Source organism: Streptomyces sp. NPDC088915, from assembly GCF_044749825.1.
GTDB lineage: Bacteria > Actinomycetota > Actinomycetes > Streptomycetales > Streptomycetaceae > Streptomyces.
In genome coordinates, this window is sequence record NZ_JBIVIR010000023.1 from 63440 (window position 1) to 86576 (window position 23137).

The 23137-nt window shown below is 72.7% G+C and carries 21 protein-coding genes and 1 pseudogene; 12 read left to right on the forward strand and 10 right to left on the reverse strand.

The window, feature by feature from the left end; genetic code table 11:
- Positions 1-4 precede the first annotated feature (4 nt).
- The 4 genes from ACIP5O_RS32790 (at position 5) to ACIP5O_RS32805 (ending at position 4448) form a co-directional block, all read left to right on the forward strand.
- A complete protein-coding gene (locus ACIP5O_RS32790; protein ID WP_401300160.1) occupies positions 5-793 on the forward strand; it encodes a DUF1684 domain-containing protein in 789 nt (262 codons plus the stop codon).
- Positions 794-975: 182 nt separating this feature from the next.
- Positions 976-1860 (forward strand): S1 family peptidase, encoded by an 885-nt coding sequence (locus ACIP5O_RS32795; protein ID WP_401300162.1) that lies wholly within the window; start codon positions 976-978, stop codon positions 1858-1860.
- Between the two features lie 268 nt (positions 1861-2128).
- Positions 2129-3013, forward strand: coding sequence for an esterase/lipase family protein (locus ACIP5O_RS32800; RefSeq protein ID WP_401300163.1), 885 nt, complete (start codon positions 2129-2131; stop codon positions 3011-3013).
- A gap of 313 nt (positions 3014-3326) precedes the next feature.
- On the forward strand, positions 3327-4448 hold the full coding sequence (locus tag ACIP5O_RS32805) for a hypothetical protein (protein ID WP_401300165.1): 1122 nt from the start codon (positions 3327-3329) through the stop codon (positions 4446-4448).
- 62 nt (positions 4449-4510) lie between these two features.
- Here the strand turns inward: ACIP5O_RS32805 and ACIP5O_RS32810 are convergent, their stop codons facing one another.
- A complete protein-coding gene (locus tag ACIP5O_RS32810) occupies positions 4511-5560 on the reverse strand; it encodes a lytic polysaccharide monooxygenase (RefSeq protein ID WP_401300168.1) in 1050 nt (349 codons plus the stop codon).
- Between the two features lie 596 nt (positions 5561-6156).
- Here ACIP5O_RS32810 and ACIP5O_RS32815 point away from each other — a divergent pair.
- Positions 6157-6965, forward strand: a protein-coding gene (locus tag ACIP5O_RS32815) for an IS5 family transposase (protein WP_401300171.1) whose coding sequence is annotated in 2 segments (ribosomal slippage) — positions 6157-6474 and positions 6477-6965 — 807 coding nt in all. Because the reading frame shifts where the segments join, the coding sequence is not laid out codon by codon here.
- A 112-nt stretch (positions 6966-7077) separates the two neighbouring features.
- Here ACIP5O_RS32815 and ACIP5O_RS32820 read toward each other — a convergent pair.
- Complete coding sequence (locus ACIP5O_RS32820; RefSeq protein WP_401300174.1) at positions 7078-8319, reverse strand: IS701 family transposase; 1242 nt, start codon at positions 8317-8319, stop codon at positions 7078-7080.
- A 1214-nt stretch (positions 8320-9533) separates the two neighbouring features.
- On the opposite strand from ACIP5O_RS32820, the pseudogene ACIP5O_RS32825 reads away from it, so the two are divergent.
- From ACIP5O_RS32825 to ACIP5O_RS32840, 4 genes and pseudogenes are all read left to right on the forward strand, one after another.
- Positions 9534-9818 (forward strand): annotated as a pseudogene (locus tag ACIP5O_RS32825) (tripartite tricarboxylate transporter substrate binding protein); the annotation flags it as partial.
- Positions 9815-10321: a tripartite tricarboxylate transporter TctB family protein gene (locus tag ACIP5O_RS32830; RefSeq protein WP_401300176.1), complete on the forward strand. Its 507-nt coding sequence runs from the start codon at positions 9815-9817 to the stop codon at positions 10319-10321. The pseudogene ACIP5O_RS32825 and the gene ACIP5O_RS32830, both read left to right, overlap by 4 nt.
- Positions 10322-10324: 3 nt before the next feature.
- The gene (locus tag ACIP5O_RS32835) at positions 10325-11830 is read left to right on the forward strand and encodes a tripartite tricarboxylate transporter permease (protein WP_401300178.1); all 1506 of its coding nucleotides are present in this window, start codon (positions 10325-10327) and stop codon (positions 11828-11830) included.
- Between the two features lie 75 nt (positions 11831-11905).
- Positions 11906-12400 carry a DUF6299 family protein gene (locus ACIP5O_RS32840; protein WP_401300181.1) on the forward strand — a complete coding sequence of 165 codons (495 nt, stop codon included), beginning with the start codon at positions 11906-11908 and terminating at the stop codon, positions 12398-12400.
- Between the two features lie 6 nt (positions 12401-12406).
- On the opposite strand, the gene ACIP5O_RS32845 is transcribed toward ACIP5O_RS32840, so the two are convergent.
- Together ACIP5O_RS32845 and ACIP5O_RS32850 are read right to left on the reverse strand one after the other, a co-directional pair.
- A complete protein-coding gene (locus ACIP5O_RS32845) occupies positions 12407-12892 on the reverse strand; it encodes a DUF402 domain-containing protein (protein ID WP_401300184.1) in 486 nt (161 codons plus the stop codon).
- Positions 12873-13796, reverse strand: a complete 924-nt coding sequence (locus ACIP5O_RS32850) for a GNAT family N-acetyltransferase (RefSeq protein WP_401300187.1) — start codon at positions 13794-13796, stop codon at positions 12873-12875. The genes ACIP5O_RS32845 and ACIP5O_RS32850 overlap by 20 nt, the downstream gene beginning before the upstream one ends.
- 73 nt (positions 13797-13869) lie before the next feature.
- Between ACIP5O_RS32850 and ACIP5O_RS32855 the strand changes: the two genes are divergently transcribed.
- Positions 13870-14244, forward strand: a complete 375-nt coding sequence (locus tag ACIP5O_RS32855) for a GntR family transcriptional regulator (protein ID WP_365540075.1) — start codon at positions 13870-13872, stop codon at positions 14242-14244.
- Between the two features lie 43 nt (positions 14245-14287).
- Here ACIP5O_RS32855 and ACIP5O_RS32860 read toward each other — a convergent pair whose 3' ends face one another.
- On the reverse strand, positions 14288-15406 hold the full coding sequence (locus ACIP5O_RS32860) for a DUF5925 domain-containing protein (protein WP_401300190.1): 1119 nt from the start codon (positions 15404-15406) through the stop codon (positions 14288-14290).
- A 342-nt stretch (positions 15407-15748) separates the two neighbouring features.
- Between ACIP5O_RS32860 and ACIP5O_RS32865 the strand changes: the two genes are divergently transcribed.
- A complete protein-coding gene (locus ACIP5O_RS32865) occupies positions 15749-16555 on the forward strand; it encodes an SGNH/GDSL hydrolase family protein (protein WP_125663236.1) in 807 nt (268 codons plus the stop codon).
- Here the strand turns inward: ACIP5O_RS32865 and ACIP5O_RS32870 are convergent.
- Positions 16539-17603 (reverse strand): protein kinase, encoded by a 1065-nt coding sequence (locus ACIP5O_RS32870; protein ID WP_401300194.1) that lies wholly within the window; start codon positions 17601-17603, stop codon positions 16539-16541. The two genes, ACIP5O_RS32865 and ACIP5O_RS32870, sit on opposite strands and share 17 nt — an antisense overlap.
- 324 nt (positions 17604-17927) lie before the next feature.
- On the opposite strand from ACIP5O_RS32870, the gene ACIP5O_RS32875 reads away from it, so the two are divergent.
- Positions 17928-18200 carry a hypothetical protein gene (locus ACIP5O_RS32875; protein ID WP_125663232.1) on the forward strand — a complete coding sequence of 91 codons (273 nt, stop codon included), beginning with the start codon at positions 17928-17930 and terminating at the stop codon, positions 18198-18200.
- A 281-nt stretch (positions 18201-18481) separates the two neighbouring features.
- Here ACIP5O_RS32875 and ACIP5O_RS32880 read toward each other — a convergent pair whose 3' ends face one another.
- The 4 genes from ACIP5O_RS32880 to hmgA all read right to left on the reverse strand — a co-directional run bounded on the left by ACIP5O_RS32880 (position 18482) and on the right by hmgA (position 23127).
- On the reverse strand, positions 18482-19678 hold the full coding sequence (locus ACIP5O_RS32880) for a CaiB/BaiF CoA transferase family protein (protein WP_401300197.1): 1197 nt from the start codon (positions 19676-19678) through the stop codon (positions 18482-18484).
- 88 nt (positions 19679-19766) lie between these two features.
- The gene (locus ACIP5O_RS32885; RefSeq protein ID WP_401300200.1) at positions 19767-20981 is read right to left on the reverse strand and encodes a type ISP restriction/modification enzyme; all 1215 of its coding nucleotides are present in this window, start codon (positions 20979-20981) and stop codon (positions 19767-19769) included.
- 33 nt (positions 20982-21014) lie between these two features.
- On the reverse strand, positions 21015-21764 hold the full coding sequence (locus ACIP5O_RS32890; protein ID WP_401300203.1) for a GntR family transcriptional regulator: 750 nt from the start codon (positions 21762-21764) through the stop codon (positions 21015-21017).
- A 40-nt stretch (positions 21765-21804) separates the two neighbouring features.
- On the reverse strand, positions 21805-23127 hold the full coding sequence (gene hmgA, locus ACIP5O_RS32895) for a homogentisate 1,2-dioxygenase (RefSeq protein ID WP_401300206.1): 1323 nt from the start codon (positions 23125-23127) through the stop codon (positions 21805-21807).
- Between the last annotated feature and the right edge of the window lie 10 nt (positions 23128-23137).

Genomic DNA, 23137 nt, shown 5'->3' on the forward strand with positions numbered 1-23137 from the left:
GAACATGAGCACGGATCCACGACAGGACTGGCGGGAGTGGCACGAGGGACGCGAGGCCTCGGTCTCCTCCCCGTACGGACCGCTCTCCCTCACGGGCAACCACTGGCTCTCCGATCACCCGGAGGGTCGAATTCCGGCCGTTCCGGGGGAGTGGCGGGCGGACGGCGACGAAGTGGTCCTGACGGCGGCCGGCGCGGACGGCCTCACCGTCGACGGGAAGCCGTTCACCGGCACCGTCCGGCTCGCCGCCGACCAGGGCCCGCCCGAGGAGTCCCGGGTCGCGGCGGCGGAGCGGCGGATCGTGGTGCTGCGGCGCGAGGGGGAGTGGGCCGTACGGGACTTCGACCCCGGTGCGGAGACCCGCCGCGCCTTCCGGGGCATCGAGGCCACCCCGTACGACGCGCGCTGGGTGGTGCCCGGCGTCTTCCGCCCGTACGGGGAGACGCGCAGCGTGCGGGTGGAGAACGCCGACGGCCGGGAGCGGGGCCTCGGCCTCGCCGGCGAGCTGGTCTTCGCGCTGGACGGCGACGAGCGCGTGCTCCAGGTGGCCGTCGAGGAGGGCGGCTCCCTGTGGGCGGTCTTCGCGGACGCCACCAGCGGCCGCGACAGCCACCGCTTCCGTTTCCTGAAGCCCCCGGCCCCGGCGGCGGACGGCACGGTGACGGTGGACTTCAACCGGGCGCTGCTGCCGCCGTGCGCCTTCGCCGACCACTTCCTCTGCCCGTTCCCGCCGCCGGGGAACACGCTCGACGTCGCCGTCCCGGCGGGGGAGCGGCGCCTCGCGCGCACCTGATCCCCAACCCCTCGGTGGTATCGGGTAGTTGACGGCTGTACGGCTGAAAGGCGCCCTTGCGGCGCGAAGTCGTACGGCCGGAGACTCCCCCACAGCGCCGGCCTCCGGGCCGCGCCTCACGGGCCCGACCCCCCCCACGGCGGGCCCCCGATTCCCCTCGGGAGGAACGAGAAGTGAGGACCATGCGCACCACCCCCACGAGAACGATCCGGCTGCTCGCCGTCGCCGCCGGCCTCGCCGCCGCCGCGACGCTCGCCGTCCCCACCGCGAACGCCGGTCCCACCGGCACCTTCGACGCGAGCGCCCTCGCGGCGACCGGCGACGCCGTCCGCGCCGCCGACGTGGCCGGCACGGCCTGGCACGTCGACACCGCCACCGGCCGGCTCGTCGTCACCGCCGACTCCACCGTCAGCGAGGCGGAGATCGCGAAGATCAAGCAGCGGGCCGGGGCCAACGCCGCCGCCCTCAAGGTCGAACGGACCCCGGGCCGCTTCAGCAAGCTGATATCCGGCGGGGACCCGATCTACGCCGACGCCGGCTGGCGCTGCTCGCTCGGCTTCAACGTCCGTGACAGTGCGGGCACTTACTACTTCCTGACCGCCGGGCACTGCACCGACGGCGCCGGGACCTGGTACGCCAACTCCGCCAAGACCACCGTCCTCGGGACCACCGCCGGGTCCAGCTTCCCGGGCAACGACTACGGCCTGGTCCGCTACACCAACGCCTCGATCACCAAGTCCGGCACCGTCGGCAGCGTGGACATCACGAGCGCCGGCAACGCCACGGTCGGCCTGTCGGTCACCCGCCGGGGCTCCACCACCGGCATCCACAGCGGCAGCGTGACGGGCCTCAACGCCACCGTGAACTACGGCGGCGGCGACATCGTCTCCGGCCTGATCCGCACCAACGTCTGCGCCGAGCCCGGCGACTCCGGCGGCCCGCTCTACTCGGGCAGCCGGGCCATCGGCCTCACCTCGGGCGGCAGCGGCAACTGCTCCTCGGGCGGGACGACCTTCTTCCAGCCCGTGACGGAGGCGCTGAGCGCCTACGGGGTGAGCGTGTTCTGAGAAGGGCCGCCGGGGTGGGCGGTCCCGGTGCGACGACGAGAAGGCCCCGGTGCTCCGGCACCGGGGCCTTCCCGTCGTACCGGGGCGGCGATCCACCTCAACTCCCGCACTATCAGATGGTCATGACGGCACATCACTTTTTACCGACGCGTAACTTCCCAGCCGTGGCTACCCGTGCGTAGCTTGGCTGAAGCGCATCCCCACTTGTGGTCCGGACCGCAGGGCGTAGCACCCCACCTTTCCCCTTGAGCCGCAAGGAGATCGCCCGATGCTGCCCTGGAAGTCCGCCGTCAGAGCGCTGTCCGTCCTGCTGCTGACCGCCGCCGCCGCACTCGCCCCCACCGCCGCCTCCGCCGCCCCCGACCGGGCCGAAACCGCCGCCGTCGCCGCGTCCGGTCGCGGCTGGAACGACTTCTCCTGCAAGCCCTCCGCCGCGCACCCCCGCCCCGTCGTCCTCGTCCACGGCACCTTCGGCAACTCCGTCGACAACTGGCTCGGCCTCGCGCCGTACCTCGTCAACCGCGGGTACTGCGTCTTCTCGCTCGACTACGGGCAGCTCCCCGATGTGCCCCTCTTCCACGGGCTCGGCCCCATCGCCGCCTCCGCCGGACAGCTCTCCACCTACGTCGACCGGGTCCTCGCCGCCACCGGCGCCCCCGAGGCCGACCTCGTCGGTCACTCGCAGGGCGGCATGATGCCCCGCTGGTACCTCAAGTTCCTCGGCGGGGCCGCGAAGGTGAACGCGCTCGTCGGCATCGCCCCCGACAACCACGGCACCACCCTGCTCGGCCTCACCCAGCTCCTGCCGTACTTTCCCGGGGCCGAGGACCTGATCAGCGCCAACACCCCGGGCCTCGCCGACCAGATCGCCGGCTCGCCCTTCATCACCAAGCTCAACGAGGGCGGCGACACGGTGCCGGGGGTCCGGTACCACGTCATCGCGACCCGGTACGACGAGGTCGTCACGCCGTACCGCACGCAGTTCCTGAGCGGTCCGAACGTCACCAACGTCCTCATCCAGGACAAGTGCGCGCTCGACCTGTCCGAGCACGTGGCGATCGGCACGGTGGACCGGGTCGCCTTCCACGAGGTCGCCAACGCCCTCGACCCGGCGCACGCCACCCCGACCACCTGCCTCTCCGTGGCCGGTTAGCACGGCGGTCCGCGCGCGGCCGGGTCCCCCCAGGGAGGGGACCCGGCCACACGCGTCGTCGCTCTGTCGGCGCAACGGAAACGCTCTCTAATGGCACGGCTCGGTGCAATGCGCGCTAATCGTAGTCAAGTGTGCGTTCCTTGCACATCACGAGACAGCCACAGTGAGCGCCTCCGGGATGCCCACGAACGGAGCCTGTGACATGACCACCGACCTTCCTCACATCCACCCGACGGAAGACGACATAGGAAGAGAGCCGATCGAAGGGCCCCTTTCCGGGGCACACCCTCAGCCGGCTGTCTCCCCGTCCCCGGTGCCCGGCGTACCGGCTCTTCCCGACCTCCCGGCCCTGCCGCCCTGCGCCGCGCCGGACGCCCCGGTCCTGACCGCCTCCCCGGCCGACCCCGGGCCCCCCGGGGGCGTGGCCCCGGCGGAGGCACTGCGGCCCGATCGGCCGGCCGAACCGCTGATCGAACCGCCGGCCGAGCCGTCGGCCGCACCACCGGTCGTCCTCGCGGAGACCGACGAGGCGGCGCGGACCGCCCCGGAGGCACCGGGCCAGGACGACACCGGTGACGAGGCGATCCACACCCTCCTGACGACGGCGGCGACCGAGCGCCCGGTGAACGAGGTCGCCGCGCTCGTGGCCCGGCTCCAGGAGACCGGCGAGCTCTCCAGCCCCGCCGACGTGGCACTCCGCGCGGCCGCCGTCTCCCGCCCCCTGGACGAGGTGAGGGAACTGCTCGCCCTCCTGAACGCCTCGGGATACGACCTCCACCAGGCCGAGACCACGCTGCGCGCCGCGGCGGTGGGCCGACCGATCGAGGACGTGGTGCGGCTCGTCGGCATCCTCGGCACCGACGGCGGCGACTGGCGGCCCACCGAGCACCGCGAAACCGCGGAACGGAAGGCCGGGCCCGCGGGGGACTCCGCCCCGGCCGCCGCTGCCGCCGCCCCGAAGCGCCCCCGGGGCGCCAAGCGGGCGGGGTCGCCCCTGGACGGCGCCCTGGCCGCGGGCCCCGGCAGCCACAGCACCTCCCCGGCGCTGCGGTCGGTCCTGCGCTGGCCCGCGGCGCTCGCGCTGCTCGCCTGCGGCCTCGTCCACCTGCCGACGGACCTCACGGGCCTGCGCGCGGGCGGCGACACGGAGACGCTGTCCGTGGTCGTCACCGTGCTCTGCCTGGTGGGCGGCACATGGCTCGCGGTACGGGACACCCTGGTGGCCTGGGCCGCCGCCGCGGGCCTCGGCGTCGCCGTCATCGCGCTCCACGGAGTCGCGAGCGCCCGCACCGTCGACCTGCTGAGCGGCAGCCTCGGTGCCACGTCCGCCTGGGCGAGGGCACTGGCCCTGCTGGCCGCCGTGGCCGTCGTGGCCCTGGCCGCCTCGGCCGTGGTGCGACACACGAAGACGGCCGGCGCGGCGGACAGCGCCTGACGCACCGGCCGCAGAGAACCGTCTCCGCCCGGACAGCCCCGTGCTGCCCGGGCGGACGGCCGTCAGGCCCGGCGGCGCCGGGCGGTCCCGAAGAGCACGGCCGCGCCGACCGCGAGCACGGCGGCGCCGCCGATCGCGAGGTACGGGGTGCTGGAGTCGCCGCCGGTCTCGGCCAGCTCCACGCCGGAACCGGAGTCACCGGCGGGCGCGGGCGCGTTGGGCGTGGCCGGGGCGGCGGGCGTCGGGGAGGCGGGCGTCGAGGAGGACGACGCGTCCGCCGCCGTCCCCTCGCCGCCCGTCCCCGCGGTGCCGGCCTCCGCGGTGCCGGTCCCCTCGGCACCCGTGTCACCGGCGTCCGTCTGCCCGGCGCCGGTCGCCGGGTCGTCGTCCCCGTGTCCGCCGTGCTCGACCGAGGACTGGTCCGCGCCGTCCTCGATCTGCTGGTCGGTGGGCGCGCTCGCGCTCGGCGCCGGGGAACCGCCGTCCTGCCCGAACACCACGTCGGAGCAGGTGTAGAAGGCCTCGGGGGAGTCGGAGCGCTGCCAGATCGAGTAGATCAGGTGACGGCCGGACTTCTTCGGCACGGTCCCCTGGAAGACGTAGTCGCCGTTCCGCATCCCCGGGTCGGTCACCGTCAGGAACGGCTTCGCCTCCAGGTCCGACCACTTCAGCGGCTTCGACGGGTCGTAGCCGTCCTTCGTCACGTACAGCTCGAAGGAACCCTTGTGCGGCGCGGTCCCCTTGTAGCGGAAGGTGTGCGCGCCGGAGTCCAGCCTGCTCGCCGGCCAGTCGGCCCGCGCCAGGTCGAGCCCGCGGTACTTGTCGTTGCCCGCGCTGCACAGCTCGCCGTCCGGGATCAGCTGCCGGTGCTGCCCGGCCGCGTTCGCGATGTTCACCGCGTTCCAGTCGTAGAACGCCTGCGTCCCGCTCGCCGCCACCGCCGCCTTGCAGGCCGCCGACTTCGGGGACTCCGGCCCCTCCGCGTAACAGGCCGAGACCCGGCTCACCGGATCCGTCATCGACCCGTGCGCGGACGCGGGCGCGGCCGAGAGCCCGGACAGGGCCAGCACGGTACCGGCGGTGACGACTGCGGCCGAACGGCGAGAGGTCATGGGGGGACAGCTCCTTCACGAGGGCGGGACGTGGGGGGTTGCCAGCAAGCTAGCCGCCCGGAACCGCGAAAAAGCCCGCGAGGAGCGGGGGACGGCGATCCTTAGGACCCCTTTAAGGAGGCCCTAAGACCGGGCTCAGAGAGCGCCTGCCACGGGGCGCCCAAGCACCTGCGCTGCCCGGCGCTGTTGGTGCGTGGGCGTCCGTCTGCGTTCGCTGGATGTCGTGTGGGATGGCTCCCTGTGTGGCTCCCCTGGGGAAGCCACACAGGGGGAGCGGCGGCGTGGCTATGGTTTCCTTCTCCAAAGCCAGTCACCTCGGCATGGTGCCCAGCGGGCTGGGCCGCGCTGGCGAGATGGGCGCTGTTTGTTGCACAGGAAGTGGGGAACCACCCCGCCGGCCTTGAGTGTCTACTGTCGATCCAGGTCACAGCGACCGATGACTGGTGACTGCTGGTGGGTGTTGGTGCCCTTGGGCCGCCCTCGCACAGCCCAGGGACGGCCCCAAAAGCTAGACGCTCCAAGAGCTCGTAACACGATCTTGCTGAAGAGTCCTGGTCGGCCGTGACCGGTGTGACGATTCGGCCGTTCGAGATGGTATGGCTATCCGGCCGTGGATCGTGGACGATGACTTATGGGCGCTGATCGAGCCGCTGTTGCCGCCCTGGCCCGAGCGGTCGCCGGGGCCGCGGCCGGTGCCGGACCTGCTGTGCCTGCAGGGCGTCCTGTATGTGCTGTACAACGACATTGCCTGGCAACTGCTGCCTCTGGAGCTCGGGTTCGGCTCGGGGCAGACGTGCTGGCGGCGGCTGGACCGTTGGCAGAAGGCCGGGGTCTTCGACCAGCTGCACCGGATCCTGCTCGCCGGGCTGAACGCGGCCGGCAGGCTGGACTGGTCGAGGGCATGCGTGGACGGCTCTCACGTCCGCACGAGAAAGGGGGAGCCGACACCGGTCCGTCGCCGGTCGACCGGCGGAAGACGGGCAGCAAGTACCACCTGATCTGCGACGGACTCGGCACCCCGCTGAAGGTCATCACCACCGCGGCCAACGTCAACGACGTCACCCAGACCCTCGCCCTGGTCGATGGCATCCCGCCCGTCGCCGGACGCCCCGGTCGGCCCCGCAGGCGTCCCGAAGCCCTGCTCGGCGATAAGGGCTACGACTCAGACCCCAACCGCCGTGCACTGCGCAAGCGCCGGATCCTGCCGGTGATCTCCCGCAGGGGTGCCCCGAACATCGAGGGCCTGGGCAAGCTCCGCTATGCGGTGGAGCAAACCTTCGCCCTGCTCCACCAGTTCAAACGCCTCGCTGTCCGCTGGGAACGCCGCACCGAACTCCGCGACGCCTTTGTCTCCCTCGCCTGCAGCCTCATCTGCTGGAGACGTCTCAAGAAGCACAACTCATGATCGTGTTATGAGCTCTAATACTCCAGTGAGATTTCGTGTCCTGAGCTGGTTCTTCTTTGATAGTGGCAGTGTTGGGCTGTGGCTTGGTGGCGTCTGCGCCAGTGGTACCAGTTCAGGGCATGTAGGCGTCTGTCGTGGTGGAGCCGGGGGTGGGGCAGGAGAACGTCCAGCAGGCGCCGGACCTCTGCCACGGTGAGCGGGACGAAGGCTGATCCGTTTCTGCAGCCCCCTTTGCGGCCTCCCGGGCCTGGGCGGCGAGTGCTGTCAGGACGGCGTGAGCGAGCATCGCCAGGGTGATGTGCCGATACCAGCCGGTGTAGCGGCGGACTTCGTACTGGTCCAGGCCGCACTCGTTCTTCGCGGCCTGGAAGCACTCCTCGATCGCCCAGCGGGAGCCGGTGATCCTGGCCAGCTCGGCGATCTCGGCGCCGACGGGTGCGTAGGCGAGGTAGTAGGCGATTTCACCGGGGTCGGAGATGCTGCGGCGGGCCATGACCCAGCGGTGATGGGTCGGCGGGTCGGGGTCGAAGACGATGTTGGCGGGCAGCTTGGCCGCGGCCCAGTCATAGACCTGTGGCCCCTTTGCCCCGTTGCCGCAGGACAGCCGCTGCCAGGCACCATCCGGCGCTTCCTCGATGAGCTGATCGATGCGCCAGGCACCGGCCAGCGACTTGACCTGCTGCGACTTGGGCACTGCCACCACGTAGCCGATGTCGAGTTGTTCGAGCAGACGGCGGAAGTGCCAGTCCTGCCCGTAGGCCTCGTCCGCGGTGACCCATGCGGCGGGCAGGCCGGCCGTGAGGCAGCGGCGGACAATGTCCCGAGCCAGTTCGCCCTTGGTGGCGAAGCCCCGCTCGTCGAGGATCTTCGCGGCCCGGCAGCGTTCGCGATCGGATGCCCAGGCTTTGGGCAGGTAGAGCTCCCGGTCGACCAGGGCACGCCCCGAGGCGGTGGCGTAGGCGGCGAACACCCCGATCTGACAGTTGACGATCTTTCCCGAGGTTCCGGTGTACTGCCGGCCCACCCCGGCCGACGTGGCGCCTTTCTTGATGAACCCGGTGTCGTCGATGACCAGCACCCCGCCCGGACCGAGCCGCTCGGCGACATAGTCACGCAGGTCGTCCCGGACCGCCTCGACATCCCACCGGGCACCGTTGAGCAGAAGCTGCAGACCCGCAGGATCACGATGGCCGGCCCACTCGGCCAGCTGCCAGCCGTTCTTCCGCCCGACCGGCGCCAGCAGACCACGCACATAGTCCCGCATCCGCCGCCGCAGATCCGTCCGGACGAACCGGCCCGCCACCCGAGCGAACACCGACTCCAACTCAGCCTGCCAGCGGTCTACTTCAGCCATCGCCTCCATACCCGGACAACGACAACCCTCAGCTCAGGACGCGAAATCTCACTGGAGTACTAATCAGGCAGTGCCTCGACGCTTGGGTCACCCACAATCCACCATGCGGGAGGAAACCCGGGCGTCGGCGGTGCTGCCGTCAAATGGCTTGCCACTACCCACCGACCTTCGTGACGGCGCATCAGAAAAGTCAAGGCCCCGGGTGCGATAGTGGCAGAGTTGACATAGTATCCTCCACTATTCCCGAGGGGCGCCAAGATGACTAGGTCGTAGTCGCGTGCGACCCGACGGCGACGGCTTGCCCCACCCATCTTCTCGGGGTCAAGGAGTCCCCACGTGCTCTCGAACTCTGAGATCTCTGATTCTTTGTAGTCGGCCCAGGCGTCATGGTCGCTTCTGTCTCGAATCATTTCGGTGGCCACGTTTTCTAGAACTTCAACATTCTCGCCAAAGCGTTCCTGGTTATTCCACAACCAAGCTTGAATCCTGCATAGCAGCCAATTCGGATCTGTCAGGGCAATGGCCTGGTCAAACTCTCCTTTTGCTGCATGCGTGAAGAAGCGGAAGGCGATGTCAAGCTGGCGTCCCTCTCCAAACCTCTCATCCCCGGTGGAGACCATCATGTTGGAGTTCTGCGAGATGCGCTCAGAAGCCTGTTCGGATCGCAGAGGGATCGCACCATCCGGTAGGTCACTCTCATTCTCGGGAAGGATCTCTCGGTTCAAGAACGATCCGTAGGTGGACATTGCCATTAGGAATGCCACGATGCCAGGGAGGACTGAGTACCAGACGAATCCTTCACTGTTCAGCCAGTATGCCCAGTAGCCGAATGCCGCCATGGTCGATGAACTGAAAAATACGCTTCCCCATGGGATGGGTTTCTTGGGGGTCCCCAAATTTTGACCCGATAGCTTTGCCACGTCCAATGCGATTTTGGTGTTTAGCCAAGCGACGGCGGGCGTTTGTTCGCGAATCAGAGAATTCTTTTCAAGCTCTTCCGCGAGTGACAAGTTCTCGCGAATATCGCTTCTCCATCTCTTGCGGCGACTCATGATTGTGGCAAGTGCCCCGAGTGAAGCGATTACGCTAGCGACCGCATTGGCGATAGTCTCAGCATTCATTGTTGCAGGATACGGAAGCGGCCGAAGGGCCGAGGCTCGTTCTCGGAATCTTTCTGCCTCAGCGTCTAGTCGGGGTAGCCTGGCCCCGCTTGCGGCCCGAAGCGCGTCCCCGGCCTCGACGTCCCCACCCTCCGCGAGGCCGGACTCGACACCGAGTTCACCAACTGGCGCGGCGTCGTCGCCCTGCCCGGCCTCTCCGACGCCGAGCGCGACAAGCTCGTCGCCCTCGTCACCGCCCTGCACGACTCCCCGCAGTGGCGCGCGTCGACGAACACCCACGGCTGGGACGACGCCTTCCTGCCCGGCGAGCGCTTCGGCGACTTCCTCGCCGAACAGGACCGGCGCGTCGCCTCCGTACTGAAGGAGCTGGGACTGTGAAGCCGACCGTCCCCACCCGGCTGCGCGGACGCTCCGAACTCGGCGTCGGAGCCCTCCTCTTCCTCCTCGGCGTCCTCGTCCTCACCGACGCCCTCACCCTCGACGCCACCGTCACCGGGCGCGGCCCGGTCGGCCCGGCCACCGCCCCCCTCGTTGTCGGGTGCGGCCTCCTCGTCGTCTCCGTCCTGCTCACCGTCGACGTCCTGCACGGCGGCCGGGGCGAGGCCGAGTCCGGGGAGGACGTCGACCTGACCGAACCCGCCGACTGGCGCACCGTCCTGCTCCTGGCCGGCGTCTTCCTCGGCTTCGCCGTCCTCATCGGCCCCGTCGGCTTCCCCGTCGCCGGCGCCCTCCTCTTCTGGGGCGCCGCGTACGCCCTCGGCAGCCGCCACCTCCACCGCGACCCGCTGATCGCGGCGGCCCTGTCGCTCCTCACCTACGCGGTCTTCGACCGGCTGCTCGGCGTCCCGCTGCCCGGCGGCCCCCTGATGGGAGTGATCTGACCCGTGGATTCCCTGAACTCCCTCCTCGACGGCTTCGGGACCGCCCTCACCCCGGTGAACCTGCTCTGGGCCGCCCTCGGCGTGCTCCTCGGCACCGCCATCGGCGTCCTGCCCGGCATCGGCCCCGCCATGGCCGTCGCCCTGCTGCTCCCGGTGACCTACGGACTCGACCCGACCGGCGCCTTCATCATGTTCGCCGGCATCTACTACGGCGCCATGTTCGGCGGCTCCACCACCTCCATCCTGCTCAACACCCCCGGCGAGAGCGCGGCCGTCGTCGCCGCCATCGAGGGCAACCCGATGGCCAAGGCGGGCCGCGGCGCCCAGGCGCTCGCCGCGGCGGCCGTCGGCCACTTCGCCGGCGGCATGATCGGCACGATCCTGCTCGTCGTCCTCGCCCCCACCGTCGCCGCACTCGCCGTCGACATCGGCGCCCCCGACTACCTCGCCCTCATGGTCCTCGCCTTCATCGCGGTGACCTCCGTCCTCGGCTCCTCCCGCGTCCGCGGCCTCGCCTCCCTGCTCGTCGGCCTCACCATCGGCCTGGTCGGCCTCGACTCGATGACCGGACAGCAGCGCCTCACCCTCGGCTCGCTCCAGCTCGCCGACGGCGTCGACGTCGTCATCGTCGCGGTCGGCCTCTTCGCCATCGGCGAGGCCCTGTGGGTCGCCGCGCACCTGCGCCGCACGGCGGGCGAGGCCATCCCGGTCGGCCGCCCCTGGCTGGGCCGGGAGGATCTGAGGCGCACCTGGAAGCCCTGGTTGCGCGGCCCGTTCATCGGCTTCCCCTTCGGCGCGATCCCGGCCGGCGGCGCCGAGATCCCGACCTTCCTCTCGTACGTCACCGAGAAGCGGCTCTCGAAGCACAAGGAGCAGTTCGGCAAGGGCGCCGTCGAGGGCGTCGCCGGACCCGAGGCGGCGGCCTCCGCCTCCGCCGCCGGCACGCTCGTCTCCATGCTGACCCTCGGCCTGCCCACGACCGCCGTCGCCGCCGTGATGCTGGCCGCGTTCCAGCAGTACGGCATCCAGCCCGGCCCGCTGCTCTTCGAGCGGGAGCCCGAGCTCGTGTGGGGCCTGATCGCCTCGCTCTTCGTCGGCATGCTGCTGCTGCTCGCCCTCAACCTGCCGCTCGCCCCCGTCTGGGCCAGGCTGCTGCGCATCCCCCGCCCCTACCTCTACGCCGGCATCCTCTTCTTCGCCGCCGTCGGCGCGTACGCGGTGGGCGGCGAGGCACTCGACCTGGTCGTCCTGCTCGTCATCGGCCTGATCGGCCTCGGGATGCGGCGCTACGGCCTGCCGGTGCTGCCCGCCGTCATCGGCGTCATCCTCGGCCCGGCCGCCGAACAGCAGCTGCGCCGCGCCCTCCAGATCGGCGACGGCTCACCGGCCGGCCTCGTGAACACCCCGTTCTCGATCACCGTGTACGCGGTCGTCGTCCTCCTGCTCGCCTGGCCGCTCCTGCGGCGGGCGGTCACCCGGCGTGAGGACCCCGCCCCACCGAAGGGATGAACTTCGGCCATCTGACGGCCGGATCCGGGTATCCCTGGCGGGCAGTACCATCCCCCACCCCCGAAGGGACCCCCCATGCGCGTCCGGTTCGTTCTTGCCGCAGCCGCCCTGCTCACCGCCGCCGTCGCCCCCCTCGCCCACGCGGGAGGGGCCGACGGCCACCACGCCGGCGACCACCACACCGACGGCCGCCACGCCACCGACCGGCTCACCGCGAGCCAGGTCCGCGACGGCCTCTTCACCAACGGCCTCTTCGTCGACGCGTACGGAACCGTCGCCGACGACAGCACCGTCACCCTCTCCGGCACCTACCGCTGCCTCGACGACAGCACGGGCCCCGTCTTCGTCAGCTCCACCCTCGTCCAGGGGGACCGCTCCACCGGCATCGGCGGCACCCGGGCCGTCTGCGACGGGCACCTCCACACCTGGACCAACAGCTCCGTGGTGAAGGAGCCCGCCTACAGCCCCGGCGCCGCCCGCGTGGAGGCCACCCTCATGCAGCTCAGCGGGACCGGTCTGCCGCTGCCCCGCTTCCTCGTCAGCGAGAAGGCGGACGTCGAGCTGCGCTGACGACTCCTACGCCCGGCCCAGCAGGTCGACCAGACCGGCGCGGCCGAGCGCTTCGAGCTCGTCCAGGGCGGCCACGGCCCGGTCCGCCGCCTCCGGATCGGAGGCGGCGAGACCGCTCGCCGCGAACTCGTCCTCGTCGAGCCGCAGCACCTCGCTGCCGTCCGCCGACACCCACAGGTCCAGGTCCAGGTCCTCGACCACCACCCCGGAGCCGCCGATCGCGGGCGGCCGGGTGACGTCGCAGTACCAGCCCTTGAGGACGCCGTCGGCCGACCGCACCTCCTTGACCGTGAACCAGCGGTCCCGCCAGTAGTGCTCCACGAAGACGTCGCCCGGCTCGAACCGCACGAAGCCGAAGTCCCGCACCCCCTCGGCCGCCCACGGCGCGCGCACCGAGAGCCGGCCCGGCCCCTCCACGAGGACCTCGGCCGGATAGCGGATCTTCGTCCGGCCCGCCTTCGTCAGGACGACCTCAACCGAGCGTCCGGACATGCCGCACCTCCGTCGCCGCGATCTCGTACCCGAACCACTTGTTGATCGCCAGCATCGGCCCGTTGCCGGCGTCGTTCCCGGTGAACGCCTCCGTACAGCCCGCTTCCCGGGCCCGGTGCAGGGACGCGTTCTTCACCAGCTTGGCGAGCCCCCGGCCCCGGAAGCCCGGAGCCGTGCCCGTCATCCCCGTGTTGTACCGGCCGAGTCCGTCCGTCTGTGCCGCGCTGAACGCGGCGGGCACCCCGTCCACCACCGCGACCGTCGTCAGCGACCGGTCGAAGAGGGGATGCTCCCAGGTGGTCTCCAGCCAGTGCGCGTAGTCGTCCAGCTCGACCGCCACGTCGCCCGGCTCGTCCGCGGTCGTCACCGCGTCCAGCTCGAACAGCGGCCGGGGGTCGGCCGCGAAGTCCTCGGCCGTCAGCAGCTCGACGCCGGAGGGCGGCGCCTGGAGCGGCGGCAGCCCGGCCCCCGTCAGGTCGAGCCGGAGGAAATGGGCGGAGCGGCTGGGGGAGTAGCCCCGCCGCCCGGCCCAGGCACGGTGCTCCGGCGCGTCCAGGACCCAGCTGTAGAGGGTGCGCGCCCCGTGCCCGGCGAGGTGCTCCTCGGCGGCGCGCAGCAGCAGCGTCCCCGCCCCGAGGCCCTGGTGGGCGGGGTCCACGTACACGTTGAGGGAGCCGATGCCCGGCTCCGGCGAGTCGTGGGCGATCCGCAGCTGGACGGTGCCGACGATCCCGCCGTCCCCGGCCACGGCCACGAACGGGCGCGCGTGGCTGTCGGGGTGGGCGTGCGCCCAGTCGAACACGAGCTGTTCCGGGGTCGCGAGCATGAAGGGGAGCGCGGCACGGCGGACCCGGGCGAAGCCCTCGGCGTCCCCGTCCCCCGCGTAACGGACGATCAGAGTCATGTGGGCGCACGTTACGGCCGGAGCACGCACCGCCGCCTCCCCTTTTCCGGCGGGGTGGGGGCAGAATCGGCGGGTGACACTCACCATCGTCGTGGACCACGAATCCACCACCGCTCCCTACGAACAACTGCGTGCCCAGATCTCGGAGCGGGCCCGGTCGGGCGGACTGCCGGTCGGCTACAAACTGCCGACGGTACGGGGACTCGCGGAGCAGTTGGGGCTCGCAGCGAACACGGTCGCCAAGGCGTACAAGGCCCTTGAGGCGGACGGGGTCATCGAGACGCGCGGGCGCCACGGGACCTTCGTCGCCGCCGCCGGGGACGCGGCGAGCCGCCGGGCCGCCACCGCCGCCGCCCAGTACGCCGAGGAGACCCGCCGCCTCGGCCTCAGCCGCGAGGCCGCCGAGGCGGCGATGAGCGAGGCCCTGCGGGCCGCGTACGACAGCTAGTACGACAGCTGGGGTCCGACCCGCCGGACAGGCCCTGGGGGGCTTACAGGTACAGCCCCGCTCCCGCCGTGCGGGGCTCGGGAAGGTCCGCCGGGGGCGTGCCGCGGCGGAGCGCGAACAGCTCCGCCAGCGTCGCGCCCTCGCGCGGCACGCCCTCCTCGCGCCCGAGCCACGCCACCGACTCGGCCCGGCTCAGCGGCCCCACCTCGATGCGGGCCAGACAGCGGCCCGGCCGGACCACGGCCGGGTGCAGCCGCTCCAGGTCCTCGTTGGTGGTGACCCCGACCAGGACGTTCCGCCCCTGTCCCAGCAGGCCGTCCGTCAGGTTCAGCAGCCGCGACAGGGCCTGCCCCGCCGTGTGCTTCGCCTCGCCCCGGATCAGCTCGTCGCAGTCCTCCAGGAGCAGCAGCCGCCAGCGTCCCTTCGCCGTGCCCTCGTCCTCCCCGATGGCGATGTCCATCAGATAGCCGACGTCGTTGAAGAGCCGCTCCGGGTCGAGCACGCAGTCCACCTGGCACCAGTCCCGCCAGGACCGCGCCAGGGTCCGCAGCGCGGACGTCTTGCCGGTCCCCGGCGGCCCGTGCAGCAGCAGGAGGCGCCCCGCGACGGAGTCGGGCGTCACCTCCATCAGCCGGTCCATGGACTCGGCCACCGGCGCCGAGTAGTGGGACCGGACCTCCTCCCACGTCCCGGCGCTGATCTGCCGGGTGGTGCGGTGCGGGCCGCGCCGGGGCGACATGTGCCAGAAGCCCATCGTCACGTTCTCGGGCTGCGGCTCCGGCTCGTCCTTCGCCCCCTCCGTGGCCTCGCCGAGGATCCGCCGCGCCAGCTCCTCGTCCGAGGCCGTCACGGTGACGTCCGCGCCCCGGTTCCAGCGGGAGACCAGGAGCGTCCAGCCCTCGCCCTCGGCGAGCAGGGCGCTGCGGTCGTCGTCCTTCGAGGCCCGCAGCACGCGCGCGCCCGCCGGGAGCAGCGTCGCCTCCGGCCTGACCCGGTCCAGGGTGGTGCTGTGGGCGTGGGGCTGCTCGCCGGTCGCGAAGCGGCCGAGGAACAGCGCGTCGACGACGTCCGACGGCGCGTCGCTGTCGTCGAGGTTCAGCCGGATCGGCAGCGACCGCTGCGGCGCGGACGGTGCCGGTGGGGTGTCAGCCATGGCGCTCATGATCCGGCAACCGGTTGCGCCGCGCACCGTGTTTTGGGCGGGGCACGCTCCCCGGTCGCCGGAGTGGCGGTACGTCAGGTCCCGTGGCCGCGCAGGGCGCCCCGGGCGCGCCAGACGAGCGCGCCGCCCCCGTCGTGCTCGCCGCGCGGCCGGCCGGGGGAGACGAACCTTCCGCGGTGGAGAGCGGGAGCGGACCATCCGCTTCCCCTCGTGGCCGGATCTCGACGGTCCCTGACGGAGGGTCGGAGGAAGTTCACCCCCAGTTTTGACATGAACACTTCCGGGGTGGCGGATCCACTGCTACTACCTGGTAACGCAGAGATCCTGCTACAGGGAGGTTCCATGAGACTGTCCCGATTCACCGCCCTCTCCTCCTCGCTCCTCCTCGGCGCCGTCCTCGCCCTCACCGGAGCGGGCGCCGCCCAGGCCGCGGAGTCCGCCGCACTCGACTACGTGGCGCTGGGCGACTCGTACTCCTCCGGCGTGGGAGCCGGCAGCTACGACAGCGCCAGCGGCGACTGCAAGCGCTCCACGAAGGCGTATCCCGTCCTCTGGAAGAACGCGAACGCCCCCTCCTCGTTCGCCTTCACCGCTTGCTCGGGCGCCCGAACGGGTGATGTGACCGCGAATCAGCTCGGACCGCTCTCGGCCGCCACCGATCTGGTCTCCGTCACGATCGGGGGAAATGACGCCGGTTTCGCCGACGTCATGACGACCTGTGTGCTCCAGTCCGAGTCCACCTGCGTCAGCCGTGTGAATCAGGCCAAGGCCTACGTCGACTCCACCCTGCCCGGCAAGCTCGACTCCGTGTACGACGCCATCAGGGCCAAGGCGCCCAACGCCCGCGTGGTCGTCCTCGGCTACCCGCGCTTCTACCAGCTCAACGGCACCTGCGTCGCCGGCCTGAGCGAGGGCGAGCGCCGCGCCATCAACGGAGCCTCCGACTACCTCAACGCCGCCGTGGCCAAGCGCGCGGCCGACCACGGCTACACCTTCGCCAGTGTCGTCTCCGCCTTCACCGGACACGAGATCTGCTCCGGCTCGGCCTGGCTGCACAGCGTCAACTGGCTCAACATCGGCGAGTCGTACCACCCGACCGCCGCCGGACAGTCCGGCGGCTACCTGCCGACCTTCAGGAACGCGGCGTAGCCGGTACGCCGTCCGCCCCCGTGGCGCCGGAACCGGCCGGAACGGTGCTCGTGACACCGCCCGGCGCACCCGGCCCGGCGCCCGGCCCGTCGTCCCGCACCGCGTGGTAGACCAGCGCCCCCGCGATGAGCAGCGCCCCGACGATCCCGGCCACCAGGACGGGGACCCGGCGGGGCGCCCCCGTCCTCCGGCCGGACGGCGTGCCGGGTGCGGAGGCCGTGCCGTTCCCGTGGGCGCCCTGGTGCGTCGCGGGCGCGTCCGCCGGAGCGGCACCCGTCCCCGGCGCGCCGTCGCCCGCCCGTGCGCCGCCGCCCGCCCGCGTGCCGTCGTCGCCCGCCCGTGGGCCGGACCCGTCCGCCCGTGAGCCGCCCGCGGGCGTCCGTGCGCCGCCGTCCGCCACCCGCCGCAGCTCCCGCTCGGCCCGTTCCGCCGTCGGGACGCCCCCGGGCCCCTCGCCCAGGAGCGCGTCGATCACCGTGCCCAGCGGACCGGACCGGTCGTCCGCGATCCTCCCCAGGAGCGCTCCCAGGGAGCGCAACTCCTCGGTCGGGCCCGCTTCCTCCGTCTTTGCCCGCGACGCGCCGCCGAAGCCGGTGACGACGACCCGGCCGTCGTTGCCCAGGAGCACGTCCTCCGGCTCCACGCCCCGGTGGGGGACGCCCGCCTCCCGGGCCGCCCGCAGTCCGGCCAGGACCTCGGCGCCGACGCGCGCGGCCTCGCGCGCCGGCAGGGGGCCGCCCGCCTCCAGGGTCTCGGCGAGGGTGAGGCCCCGGACCAGCTCCGTCGCCACCCAGGGCCGGCCGTCGTCGGTGACCACGCCGAGGACCCGTACGACGGAGGGGTGGGAGATCCGCGCGGCGGCCCGCGCCCCGCGCTCCCGCCGCGCGTGGAGCAGCGGCACCTCGTCCGCCGGGAGGCCGGGCGGGACCCGGGACTCCTTCAGGGCCACCTCATGGCCGCTCGTCCCGTCCAGGGCGCGCCAGACGGTGCCCGTCGCCCCTTCGGCCAGGACGTCCAGAAGCCGGTAACGACCCGCGATCACCGTCATGGATCCACGGTAACCGAGGGCCGCCCTCCCGGCTCCGGTCCGACGCGGGTGCGGACCTCCTGGTCCCGCCGGTGGATCTTGGTGGTGGAGATCACACGTCCCTCCGCACCCCGGGCGGTCACCCCGGAGTGCAGGATGGTTCGTGACGGTTCGACAGGTGTTCGAGCCCTGTCCAACTCGCCCTGGAATCTGACGGATTCGGAGGGTGACCGTCAACCCCCGTACGAGTGCGTTGAATCCCGACGCCGGGATACACGGGTGTCATGACGGAGCGATAGGGTTAACCTGCCCGGGTCGGGTGCCCTTGTACGGGTGGGGAGTGACATGGAACAGATAGCAATGCGCAGCAGGCCGCGAGTGCCTGCCATCACCTGCGGGAGCAGCGCGACCAGTTCGCGGCTCGACCGTCACCTCGCGGTGCTCGGCGGTCCCGCCGTGCCCCAGCGCGAGGCGGCCGAGGCGACCCTGCTGATGCGGGAACTGACGACGCGTACGCGGGAGGCTCCGGTGCACGGCCACCGCAGCCGCAGCGCCCGGGTCTCGCTCTTCGCACCGCTCCGCCGGCTCCGCCGCTCCCTCTTCGGCACCCGCCACTAGCCCGTCCGCGTCCCGGCCGCCCGTACGGCCCCGACCACGACCCCGCCGGACGTGTCCCCGCCCGTCCGGCGTTCGTCGTGCCCGTACCGCCGGGCCCCGCACGGCCCCCCGGGCCCGATCCGTCCCCGTAGTACCGCCGGACCCCGCACGGTCGCCCGGGCCCGAGCCGTCCCCGTACCGCCGGGGCCCGCGCGGCCATCCGGGTCCGGCCCGCCCCCGTACCACCGCTTCCCCCACGGCCGCCCCGGTCCGGACCGCCCCCACCCCGGCCCCCCACCCCGTCAGGCGACCACGCCCGCGTCCCTGAGCTCCCTCACCTCCGCCTCCCGCAGGCCGAGTTCGGCGAGGACCTCGTCCGTGTCCTGTCCGAGCGCCGGGATCCGGTCCATCCGCGGCTCCGGCGCGTCCGGGAACACGATCGGGGGCAGCAGCGTCCGCAGCGGCCCGACCGGCGACTCCACCTCCCGCCACCGGTCACGGGCCGTCAGCTGCGGATGGTCCGCGAGCTGCGCCACGGAGTTGAGCCGGGCGCAGGCGATGCCCGCCGCGTCGAGCCGGGCCAGCGCCCCCTCCGTCGTCAGCGGGGCCAGCGCCCGCGCGACCACCGCGTCCGTCGCCGCGCGCCCGGCCACCCGCGCCGCGTTCGTCGCGAAGGCCGGATCGTCGGCGAGACCGGGCCGGCCGATCACCTGCTCGGCGAGCCGCCGCCACTCCCGGTCGTTCTGCACGGAGAGCAGCACCAGGCCCCCGTCCGCCGTCGGATAGGCGTCGTACGGGGCGATCACCGCGTGCGCGAGCCCCGTGCGCGCCGGGGCAGCGCCCCCGTGCGTTCCGTGGTGCAGCGGATGCCCCATCCACTCGGCGAGCGAGTCGAGGAGGGAGACCTCCACCGGCCCGCCCCGGCCGGTCGCGCCGCGCCGCACGAGCGCGGCGAGGACGCCCGAGAAGGCGTACATCCCGGCGGCGATGTCGGCCGCCGGGATGCCCGACTTGACGGGCTGCTCCGGGGTGCCGGTCACCGACACCAGGCCCGCCTCGCACTGGACGAGCATGTCGTAGGCCCGCCGGTGCGCGTACGGCCCCTCCGCCCCGTACCCCGAGACGTCCACCGCGATCAGTCGCGGGTGCGCGGCGCACAGGGTGGCGGCGTCGAGGCCGAGACGGGCCGCCGCGCCCTGCGCCAGGTTCTGCACGAAGACGTCGGCCCCGGCCGCCATCCGCCGGACGAGGGCCAGGCCCCGGGGGTCCTTGAGGTCGACCGCCACCGACTCCTTGCCGCGGTTGCACCACACGAAGTGGGAGGCCAGGCCCCGGGCGGCGGTGTCGTACCCGCGGGCGAAGTCACCGCCGTCGGGGCGCTCGACCTTGACGACGCGGGCGCCGAGGTCGGCGAGCTGACGGGTGGCGAAGGGCGCGGCGACCGCCTGCTCGACGGCGACGACCGTGATCCCTTCGAGGGGGAGGGGCTGAGTGCTCATGACCGCCCTGCCTACCCTGCCGGACCGGCCCTTGTCACCCGGGGATGCGTCACTCCCCGGCCGGGCCCGCACCCGACCCCGCTCCCGGTCACAGGAGCATGAACTGCCCCTCCGGGCCCTCCTCCCGGTGGTCCAGTACGGACGCGGGGCGGCGGGCCCGGGCGGGCGGCGGCAGCACTCCGGCGGCGCGCAGGGCCGTCGCGCCCTCCGTCCGGCCCTCCGCCGCGAAGGCCGCCCGCTCCGGCTCCCGCGCTCCGAGCAGCGCGAGCACGGTGATCAGGTCGAGCAGCTCCGAGGTCCACTCCTGCGGCCAGGCGGCCGGCCCGATCGCCTCCAGGGTGCCGGGCTCCGCCGGAGCGGTCCGGTGCGCGAACCACTGCTCCAGGACCCGCACCCCGCCCACCCGGAACTCCCAGGCCTCCGCCGGTACGGGGGAGATCCGGCCCCCGTCGAGGACCAGCGCCTCGTCCTCGGAGTCGTACGCCAGCGTCGTCGGGCGCGCCGGGACCGCCGCCCGCACGTAGGGGCGGCGGCCGCCCGGAAGGCGGGGCTTCGTCCCGCTCAGCGCGCCCCGCAGCTGCACGTCGAGGAGGTCCCGGCCGAGCGCCACGCCCGCCGTCCAGGCCTCCGGGCCGGCGGGGAGCGGGACGCGGCACCCGGCGGGGGAGGGGCGGGCCGCCGCCACCGTCCACGCCAGCCAGTCATGGGCGTCGGCCCCGTCCCCGTACCGCTCCCCGATGAAGTCCAGGAGGCCGGGCGCGAGGTTGGGCTCGTGGCCGCCGGGACGCCGGAACAGCGGCCGGATCCGGCCCGGACGGCCCGCCGGGGAGCGGCCCTCCGGCAGCGCGGCCGTCACCAGGAGCGCGGGCCCGGCCGCCCCCGGCGCGTACCCCTGCTCGACGGCGAAGAGCTGCGGCTCCCCGGCGACCCGCCACAGCTCCGGCCGCGCGGTGTCGATCAGCCGGTGGTCGGGGAGCAGCCACTGCTCGTCGAACGGGCCGTGCGCCACCCGCACCGGCGCCGGGCACGGACCCGCCTCGCGCGCGAACCGCACGGTCCCGGTGCGCTGGCCGGGCAGCGCCGCCACCGCGCTCGCCGGGGTCCGCGCCCGGCTGGGCCGGAACAGCGCCTCCCGCTCGGCCCCCTCGGCGGCCACGAGCCGGTCCCAGCGGGTCCGCAGGGTCCGCGCGTCGGGGGCGACGATCCAGGAACGGCCGAACCGCAGCGGGGCCACGGACCACGGCATCAACTCGTCGAGGAGGGGCGCGTCCTGCGGCCGGGCGTCATCGGTCACGCCCCGCATGCTAACGACCGCCGTCGGTGCGCCTCCAGCACGTCAGTGGGCTTCGACCGTGACGGTGAAGGAGAAGCGGTCGCCGCGGTAGCGGATCCGGGCCACGTCGACGACCCGGCCCTCCTCGTCGTAGGTCACGCCCGTGTAGTGCAGGATCGGGGAGAGCAGCGGGACCTGGAGCAGGCCCGCCGTCTCCGGGTCGGCGAGACGGGCCTCGACCGTGTCCGTGATGCGGCTGATCCGCACCCCGACCACGTCCCGCAGCACCTTCGTCATCGGCCAGCGCTCCAGGTCCGCCGGGTCGATCACGGCGGCGAGCTCGGGCAGCACCGCGTTCTCCGCCCAGTTCGTCGGCTCGCCGCTCTCCCCGTCGCTGCGCAGCCGCCGGTACGCCACGACCTCGGGCACGTCGGGGAAGTACTCCGCGAGCTCCCCGGGCACCGGCTCCGTGCCGTGCCCGAGGACCGTCGTCCGCTCGCCCGACTGCTGGGCCACGATCGCGTCGATCGAGCCCAGCAGCCGGCGCGGGGTGGAGCGGCGGGCACCCGGCTCGATGAAGGTGCCGCGCCGCCGGTGCCGGCTGATCAGGCCCTCCTCCTCCAGCTCCTTGAGGGCCTGGCGCATGGTCAGGACGCTCACGCCGTAGTGGGCGGCGAGCTGCTCCTCGGTGGGCAGCCGCAGCGAGGCGTCGGACGTGCGGCCCAGTATCGAGGCGCGCAGCGACTGCGACACCTGGTACCAGAGCGGCAGCTTGCGGTTCAGGACCAGCGAGTCGGGAGCGAAGGCGGTCACGGGTCCTCCGTACGGGGGCTACGGTCTTCCGGCCGGGGCGTCACGGCCGGAAATGGCGCTCCAGACCCTGCCACACGTCGTCGTACCCCCTCTGCAGGTGGTCGGCGTCCGCGGCCTGCGGGGTCGCGGTCACCGGCCAGCGGGTCTCGAACATGAAGGCGAGTCCGTCGTCGATCTTCTGCGGCTTCAGCTCGGCGGCGCTGGCCTTGTCGAAGGTCTCCCGGTCGGGGCCGTGCGCGGACATCATGTTGTGCAGCGAGCCGCCGCCGGGTACGAAACCCCCCTTTCCGGCGGTCTTGGCGTCGTACGCGCCCTCGATCAGGCCCATGTACTCGCTCATCACGTTCCGGTGGAAGTACGGCGGCCGGAAGGTGTCCTCGCCGACCAGCCAGCGCGGGGCGAAGGCCACGAAGTCCACGTTCGCGAGCCCCGGGGTGTCGGAGGGCGAGGTGAGCACCGTGAAGATCGACGGGTCGGGGTGGTCGTAGGAGATCGACCCGATGACGTTGAAGCGGTGCAGGTCGTAGACGTACGGGGTGTGGTTGCCGTGCCAGGCGACGACGTCCAGCGGGGAGTGCCCGTACGTCGCGGACCAGAGGTTGCCGCAGTACTTGTTGACCACCTCGACCGGGCCCTCGACGTCCTCGTGGGCGGCGACCGGGGCCCGGAAGTCCCGGGCGTTGGCCAGGCCGTTGGCGCCGATCGGGCCGAGGTCGGGGAGCTGGAAGGGGGCGCCGTAGTTCTCGCAGACGTAGCCGCGCGCGGTCTCGTCGAGCAGTTCGACGCGGAAGCGGACCCCGCGCGGGACCAGCGCGACCTCGCCGGGGCGGACGCCGAGCAGGCCGAGCTCGGTGCGGAGGAGGAGGCCGCCGCGCTCGGGGACGATCAGCAGCTCGCCGTCCGCGTCGCCGAAGACCCGCTCCATGGAGGCGTTGGCGTGGTAGAGGTGCACGGCCATGCCGGTGCGCTGGGTCGCGTCGCCGTTGCCGCCGAGCGTCCACAGGCCGGCCAGCCAGTCCGTGCCCGGCGCCGGGTCGGGCAGCGGGTTCCAGCGCAGCCGGTTGGGGTCGGGCACCGTCTCGGTGAACGGGGCGCCGCGCAGCGCACCGTTGTCGATCCGGGTGTACGGCGGGTGCGCGGCCGACGGGCGGATCCGGTAGAGCCAGGAGCGGCGGTTGTGCGTCCGCGGCTCGGTGAAGGCGCTGCCGCTGAGCTGCTCGGCGTAGAGGCCGAGGGGTGCGCGCTGCGGCGAGTTGCGGCCGTGCGGCAGTGCGCCGGGGACCGCCTCCGAGCTGTGCTCGTTGCCGAAACCGGTGCTGTAGGTGAGCGCCTCGGCCGTCTTCCTGGCCTGCTCCGTGGTCATCGCCCGCTCC